The 4,896-nt window shown below is 74.5% G+C and carries 5 protein-coding genes and 1 pseudogene; 4 read left to right on the top strand and 2 right to left on the bottom strand.

Annotated elements, in window-relative coordinates; genetic code table 11:
• Together PSR1_RS21770 and PSR1_RS21765 are read right to left on the bottom strand one after the other, a co-directional pair.
• Window positions 1-498, bottom strand: a pseudogene (locus tag PSR1_RS21770) (DUF222 domain-containing protein); the annotation flags it as partial.
• A gap of 440 nt (window positions 499-938) precedes the next feature.
• Entirely contained in the window at window positions 939-2,051 is a 1,113-nt protein-coding gene (locus PSR1_RS21765; protein ID WP_237758192.1) for a DUF4388 domain-containing protein, read from the bottom strand.
• A 65-nt stretch (window positions 2,052-2,116) separates the two neighbouring features.
• On the opposite strand from PSR1_RS21765, the gene PSR1_RS21760 reads away from it, so the two are divergent.
• The 4 genes from PSR1_RS21760 to PSR1_RS21745 form a co-directional block, all read left to right on the top strand.
• On the top strand, window positions 2,117-2,734 hold the full coding sequence (locus PSR1_RS21760; protein WP_059439441.1) for a TlpA disulfide reductase family protein: 618 nt from the start codon (window positions 2,117-2,119) through the stop codon (window positions 2,732-2,734).
• A 215-nt stretch (window positions 2,735-2,949) separates the two neighbouring features.
• Window positions 2,950-3,939, top strand: a complete 990-nt coding sequence (locus PSR1_RS21755; protein ID WP_059439440.1) for a dihydrodipicolinate reductase — start codon at window positions 2,950-2,952, stop codon at window positions 3,937-3,939.
• A 12-nt stretch (window positions 3,940-3,951) separates the two neighbouring features.
• Window positions 3,952-4,386: a MaoC family dehydratase N-terminal domain-containing protein gene (locus PSR1_RS21750; protein WP_059439439.1), complete on the top strand. Its 435-nt coding sequence runs from the start codon at window positions 3,952-3,954 to the stop codon at window positions 4,384-4,386.
• 7 nt (window positions 4,387-4,393) lie between these two features.
• A partial coding sequence (locus tag PSR1_RS21745) for a MaoC family dehydratase (RefSeq protein WP_160309047.1) occupies window positions 4,394-4,896 on the top strand: 503 nt, incomplete at its 3' end.

Below are 4,896 nucleotides of genomic sequence, written 5' to 3'. Positions count from 1 at the left end.
TAGAACGGTCCGTGGTGGCGGCGCCGCGGCATCACGCGATGACAACGCGGGAACCGCAGGAGCGGCGGCGGCGATCCGGACCGGCACGACGACCTCTCGCTTCGGAGGGTTCTCGACCGGCCGGATGGAGGCAGCCACCGCGGCGGCGTCGCGGCTCGACAGCCCGAAGAACCGCGGCAGGATCTCCGCGCAGTTGTCGGTGGTCACCACCTTCGCCAGCTCGCAAACCGAGGACAAGCAGAGCTTGCCCTCCCGGAGCGCGCCCTCGATGGCGGGGTACCGCTGGATGAGCTCGGCCGCGGTCTTCCGAAGCTGGGCCGAACCCGCCGAGAGCTTCAGCTCCCGATGCAGGAACGAGAACAGCGAGGTGTGCCCGCGCGCCCGCCAGAGCCCCCGGCGATCGAACTCCGCCAGGGCGACGAGGAACTCCGCCATGGCGTGCCGCTCGGCGCGGAGCAGCGAGACGAGACGGTTCGTGAACTCGAGTGCGACGTCCATGACCGAAGCATCGCACGCGAATTTCGCCCGCCGTGAAACGCGCGAGGATTGCCCAGGACGCGCGAACGCCGACAGGGCTCCGCGACCCCTCGGTTCACGCCCGCGCGTCGCAGGGCCACCCCGCGGGCGCGCGAAGCCCCTGTCCGCGAGCGCATTCGCAAGCCGGAGCGCTCTCGCGTCAACAACGCGTCAAGCATTCACTGAGAGACAAATGGGTGTCCCGCCTCCGCGTGCGCCCCCGCGCCCCGCGCTTCCCCCCCAGGCCTCTCGCGAGCCGATCCCGCCGAGCCCGGTTCCGGCCAAACGGCCCCGCCCCCGACCACCCCCGCACCCTCAAAGCCCGTTCTCCCCGCCCGTGGTTCGACAAGCTCACCACGAGCGGGCGTCAGCTCACCACGAGCGGCACCAACTCACCACGACCGCGACCAGCCACCAGCCACCTACAAGACCACCAACCCCGAATCCGCGAACCTCCGCAGCGCCTTCAGCACGTCCAGCTCGCGCATCGGCGCCGCCCGCACCAGCTCGGCCACGCTGCGCTTCCCGTCGCACCGCGAGAGCAGGTACCGATCCGCCGCCGGCAGCCGCATGCGGGCGAGGTCCGGCGCGGACACCTGGGCCGTGGGCCGGAGCGGGGTCCCCAGCAGCTCGGCCTGGAGCCGCTCGCCCAGCGCCGCCTCCGCCTCGGCCCGCGCCGCGCGCGCCGGCGCCCACCCGGGCACCAGCTCCGCCGCCCGCGCGGCCGCCAGCTCCGCCTCGTCGGCGCGCCCGTCGGCGAGCAGCCCCCGCGCGCGCTCGACCAGCTCCGCCGCCTCGCGCTCCGCCGCCGCGGCGCCCACCTCCGGCGCCGGCGGGGCGGCGCGGACGACGCCCTGGTTCGCGAGCGCGTAGAGCCGCTGGTGCAGGTGGAAATCGGTGGCGTTGAGCGCGAGGCCCAGCTCGTCGATGGTCTTCCCGGCGCGCGCCAGCGCGAGGAGCCGCCCGTCCACGGTGCCGGGCGCGAGGCCCGGCGGCACGTGCGCCTCGTCCACCACCAGCGTGGCGGCGCCGCTCGGGAACTGGGCGCGGAACGCGCTCCACGCGGTGGCGCGGAACTCCGCCTCGCGCGCGATCTCGGCGAGCGGCACCTCCGGGTCGAGCTCGTCCACCGCGGCCGGCGGCGCGTCGTCGAACGTGAACACCCCCGAGTCCCACAGGAAGACGTCGAGCAGCGTCTCGCGGATCTTGATGGCGAGCACCTCGCGCACCGTCTCCGGCGCCACCAACCCCACCATCACGAGCACCCGGCCCAGGCGGACGCGCGTCTGCTCCTGCGTCTCGAACGCCTTCTGCAGCTGCGCCTCGGTGAGGTGGCCGTAGTTGACGAGCAGCTGCCCGAGGAACTCGCGCGGATCGTTGGACGCGGCCGCCACCGCGGCGCCGCCGCGGAGCTGCACCGTCTTCCGCACCGAGCCGCGCTCGCAGGTGAGCGCGCCGGTCATGGCGCGTCGCGCGAGCAGCTCCACCAGCTCGCCGAGCGGGAGGACCGCGAAGCTGCCCATGAGGCCGCGCACGCGCGGAGTGTGTACCGGGCGGCGCGCTGGCGGCAAGGCGGCCCCTCGTGTAAGAACATGCCGCCATGAGCACCCGGTCCGTCCGCCCGGCCGCGCGCGCGGTCGCCGCCCTCGCCGCCGCCGTCACGCTGGCCTCGATCGCCGCCTGCAAGGAGTCCCGCCCTGCCGTCTCCCAGGCGGAGCTCGATCGCTTCGGCATCGAGCGCGCCACGCCGGTGGCGGCCCCGCCCATCGAGCTCATCTCGCTCGACGGGACCCGCTTCTCGCTCGCGAGCGCGAAGGGGCAGGTGGTGTTCGTGAACTTCTGGGCCACCTGGTGCCCGCCCTGCCGCACCGAGATGCCGTCGATGCTGGCCCTCGGCCGCGAGCTGGAGGCGAAGTACCCGGGCAAGTTCCGGATGGTCGCGGTCTCGGTGGACGAGGCCTGGGACCCCGTGCGCGAGTTCATCTCCGCGCCTCCCTACATGGGGTCGACCGCGGGGGCCACGGTGGTGCTCGACGCGGACCAGTCGGTCACGACGCGCTACTACTGCGCCGCCCGGGGCGGCTGCCCGGACTCGTACAAGTTCCCCGAGTCGTACATCGTGGGGAAGGACGGGAAGCTCGTGTCGATGGTGATCGGACCGCGCGAGTGGTCGGTCCCGGTGGCGCGCGCCTACCTCGAGCAGCTCATCGGCTCCTGAGCCGGCCCACCGCCGTTTCCCAGCAAAGCCCGCAGCTTGACTCGGTGCGCCATGCACCCGACGTGACTGCGCGCGCACATCCACCCCCGCACGGCTCGGCGGGGCCCGCTCCCCGGATTTCTTGATAGGCCCCGATCACGTGCACTATAAATGCCCGTGAATCTTTGAAGATCCGGCGATCGAGGCCACGTCGCCCGGGTCCTCCGGAGGGGCGTTTGGACGCGCGCGGCATCCCGGTGGTGGTGATGGGCCTCGGCGAGATCGGACGGGCGATCGCCCGCGCCGCGCTGGCCCGTCCGGACCTCGAGCTGGTGGCGGCGGTGGACTCCGACCCGTCGCTGGCCGGGCGCCCGCTCGGCGAGCTGCTCGGCGTCCCGGCGCCGTCGGTGAAGATCGCGGCGGACCCGAAGGCGGCGCTCGCCGCGGCGAAGGGGGGCGTGCTGCTGCTCGCGACCGCGAGCACGCTCGACGCCGTCCGCCCCGACGTCGAGCGCGCGGTGCGCGCCGGGCTCTCGGTCGTGTCCACCTGCGAGGAGCTCGCCTACCCGTGGCTGCGCCACGAGGAGGACGCCGACGCGCTCGACCGCCTCTGCGAGCAGCGCAACGTGGCCGTGCTCGGCACCGGCGCCAACCCGGGCTTCGTGCTCGACCGGCTGGCCGCGGTGCTCGGCCACGCCACCGGCCCGGTGCGCCACGTGCGCGGGCTGCGCGTGGTGGACGCGTCGCGCCGCCGCGCGGCGCTGCTGCGGAAGATCGGCGCCGGGCTCACCGAGGACGCGTTCCACGAGGCCGCCGAGCGCGGCGAGGTCGGCCACGTGGGCCTGGCCGAGTCGGCCGCGCTGGCCGCCACCGGGCTCGGGCTCGGCGTGGACGAGGTGGACGAGGAGCTGGCGCCGCTCGTCGCGGAGGAGGACGCGCGCGGCGGCCCGGTGCCGGTCCTGCGCGGGCAGGTGGCGGGCTTCACGCAGGTCGCGCGCGTGTTCGCCGACGAGCGCGAGGTGGTGCGGCTCGAGCTGACCATCGCGGTGGACGCGGACGACCCGCGCGACGAGGTCGAGCTGGACGCGGACCCGCCGCTCCGGCTGGTGGTGCCGGGCGGCGTCCCGGGGGACGCGGCCACCGCCGCGGCGGTGGTGAACGCGGCGGCGGCGGTGACCGAGCTGCGCGGGCTCGTCACGGTGCTGGACCTGCCCGCAGGCCGGTGAACGAGAGGGCGCATGCTCGACAGATCGCTGATCGGCAGGGAGAGCGAGCCGGTGGTCCACGAGGTGGAGCGCGGCGCGATCCGCCGCTTCGCCGAGGCGCTCGGCGATCCCAACCCGCTCTACCAGGACGAGGCCGTCGCCCGGGCCGCGGGGTTCCCGGCGCTGGTCGCCCCGCCGACCTTCCCGGCGGCGCTCACCTCCAACGAGCGCTTCCGCCACTCGCTCGACCTCGGCACGCGCTCGGTGCTGCACGGCGAGCAGCAGTTCGAGTACGCCCGGCCGCTGGTGGCCGGCGATCGCATCACCGTCGTGACGCGGGTGGCCGACGTGCAGGAGCGCGCCGGCGCGAGCGGCCCCACCGACGTCCTCGTGCTGGAGGACGAGGGGCGCGATCCGGAGGGCAAGGTGGTGTTCCGGTCGCGCGAGACGTTGCTGCTGCGCCGCTGAGGGGACGATGACGCTCACCGCACGCCAGCTCTACTTCGAGGCGGTCAAGGTGGGGGACGAGCTGCCCCCGCTGGTGAAGCCGCCGGTGGACCGCCTGCAGATCGCGCGCTACGCGGGCGCGGCGCAGGACTGGAACCCGCTCTGCATCGACGAGGTCCACGCGAAGAACGCCGGCTTCCCCAGCGCGCTCGCCCCCGGCATGCTCAGCATGGGGTTCCTGGGCGAGCTGGTGATGGACTGGGTGCGCGGGGCGCGGCTGCGCAGGTTCCAGGCGCGGTTCGTGAAGATCGTGTGGCCCGGCGACGTGCTCACCGTGCGCGGCCGCGTGGTGGACCGGCGCTTCGAGGAGGGCGGCCGCTACGCGGTGGACATCGAGACCTGGGCCGAGAACCAGCGCGGCGAGCTGGTGGTCCGCGGCCTCGCCGCGTTCCAGCTCTACTACAGCGCCGAGGACGAGACCCGGCAGCGCGCCGGGCAGCCGCCGCTGGTGGTGACGCCGGCGGAGGAGGA

The sequence above is a fragment of the Anaeromyxobacter sp. PSR-1 genome, assembly GCF_000964525.1.
GTDB lineage: Bacteria > Myxococcota > Myxococcia > Myxococcales > Anaeromyxobacteraceae > Anaeromyxobacter.
This window is presented reverse-complemented; position numbering and strand designations above follow the sequence as displayed.